Consider the following 2,005-nt stretch of genomic DNA (forward strand, 5'->3'; position numbering starts at 1 on the left):
TCTGATTTTTCGCTCATCTGACTACACTACCATATTTCTCCGCTCTGAATGAACTATTTTTCACCTGAATCCTTACGGTCAGCCCTATCATGCCAAGGATATCCAAAGCGCAATTACAGCCATTCAAAAAGGCGCAGTAATTAGTGGGATTCTGGGATTGGAGAATTGCGAACAGACAGAGGTCGTAGATACTGAATGCCACAGGGCTTTGCAAGATCTTCAGACCCACGGACTATTGAATACGCTTAAGAATTACAGTGAGAGAGGTCTTTTGAATGAAACCGTTTCAGCATGATTTGGTGGTGCTTTTCGATCATGACGGAACAGTCGTTGATAGTGAAACCATAGCACTTAAGAGCGCATGGAGGCTGACAAATGAAGTGGCTCGTGAGTTCCCTGGCGCTCAATACTATGAGCTTGAAGACTTTGTTAAAAGCTTCGCCGGGAAACCCTACAGGGAAATACTCAAAAATCTCTACCCAGATTCATTAACCAGTCTTAATGAGCGCGATATTGACAGGCTAGTGGCTGAAGAAGAAAAGAGAGCGATCGAACGGCTTACTATAGAGGCAAAAGCGACGGTCGGAACGCCCCAAGTGCTGTCTTCCCTCCGCGACGACGGAGTTGAATATGCACTTGTAAGTAACAGCAGCTTACAGCGGCTGAGTGCTTGCCTTAGTTCTGCAGCCCTGACCGACTATTTCCCCAGCGAGCAGATATTTAGCGCTCACGACTCTCTCCCGGTTCCGCGCCCCAAGCCGCTTCCTGACATCTACCTATATGCAGTGAAGTGTCTGGGTGCAGAAGTTTCCTATTGCGTGGCAATTGAAGATTCTATCAGTGGGGTAAGGTCTGCCGTTGCCGCTGGAATTGGGCAGATTATCGGTTATGTAGGGGGAACTCATATAAGCGAGGATGAACGAAGCAGCCGTGCAGATGCTCTTGTGTCGGCTGGTGTCCACCAAGTTATTGAGCGGATGCACGATCTTATGGGCTTATTATCACCAACCCCAGTCTAAAGACACGCGGCATCAGGCGATGCTTGATGCCCTTAGTTACGATGGTGAAAAATGGCGTTGCTGAATATCAAGAATTCTGGGCCATCGAATGCTTCACTTTATCAATCCAACCTTGGCTCAGACTCAATACCTGCGAATAAGACAAGTCCGTATCTAACACCAAATCAAACACAAACGGCTTAACTAAACGGGGAAACCATCGATGAAATAGCCTTCCTATCGTCAACCGCAAGAAAAACTCAACCAGCAACAACTTAGTGCGAGGAAACGAATAATTTGATAACTCTTGCAAGGCATGGGCATCCGGGACTCGCTGCTGTGAAAACTGCGGCAAAACCTTCCCCCAATCATCCCCATACTGCTCCAATAATTGTCCCAAAATCAGCACATCTTCTAACGAAGAATTACACCCCTGCCCAATCGAGGGAGACACCGCATGAGCAGCATCGCCAATCAGCAACACACTATCGCCCTCATGAAAGCGATCGCAGCGTACCGTTAGCACCTTTGCTACTGGACGCTTCAACAACGCTTCCGCTTCTTCCCACGACATCAACTGACCAAACAGCGGGAAATTTTCCTCAAAAAATGCCTTGACTTCTTCTTTCGTGAATAATCCTTCTAGGGGATTAGTCTGTGCATCAAAAATAATCACGCCATTCAACTGGTCTTCTGGCTGGGGTACCATCAGCATCCGGGTTTTATTATTCAGATTCCATGCATGGATTTTATTCGGTTCTAACTCCACTCCTGCACTCGGATTGAGCCGACTTAAAAACACGGATTTATAGGCATCTGGAACATAGCTTTGGGAACACGGCAAGCCTGCATTCTCGACTAAATAGTCTCGAATTTGCGATCGCGCCCCATCAGCACCCACCAGTAGATCGTAGTGAACGGTAAAGCTATCTCGGGTGCATCTCACTTTGGCGAATGTGTCAAAAAAGAGTTAAAATGAAAAAGCTAGTAAAATCGTTAAATAAATA

At 46.7% G+C, this 2,005-nt stretch carries 2 protein-coding genes; one reads left to right on the forward strand and one right to left on the reverse strand.

Features of this window, described 5'->3' with window-relative positions; genetic code table 11:
- The first annotated feature begins 275 nt into the window (after positions 1 to 275).
- On the forward strand, positions 276 to 1,019 hold the full coding sequence (locus tag QUB44_RS30675; protein ID WP_333373669.1) for an HAD family phosphatase: 744 nt from the start codon (positions 276 to 278) through the stop codon (positions 1,017 to 1,019).
- A 67-nt stretch (positions 1,020 to 1,086) separates the two neighbouring features.
- Here the strand turns inward: QUB44_RS30675 and QUB44_RS30680 are convergent, their stop codons facing one another.
- Complete coding sequence (locus QUB44_RS30680; RefSeq protein WP_333373671.1) at positions 1,087 to 1,944, reverse strand: FAD-dependent monooxygenase; 858 nt, start codon at positions 1,942 to 1,944, stop codon at positions 1,087 to 1,089.
- Positions 1,945 to 2,005 lie beyond the last annotated feature (61 nt).

Origin of the sequence: Microcoleus sp. AT3-D2, from assembly GCF_036705715.1 — a bacterium.
Classification (GTDB): Bacteria; Cyanobacteriota; Cyanobacteriia; order Cyanobacteriales; family Microcoleaceae; genus Microcoleus.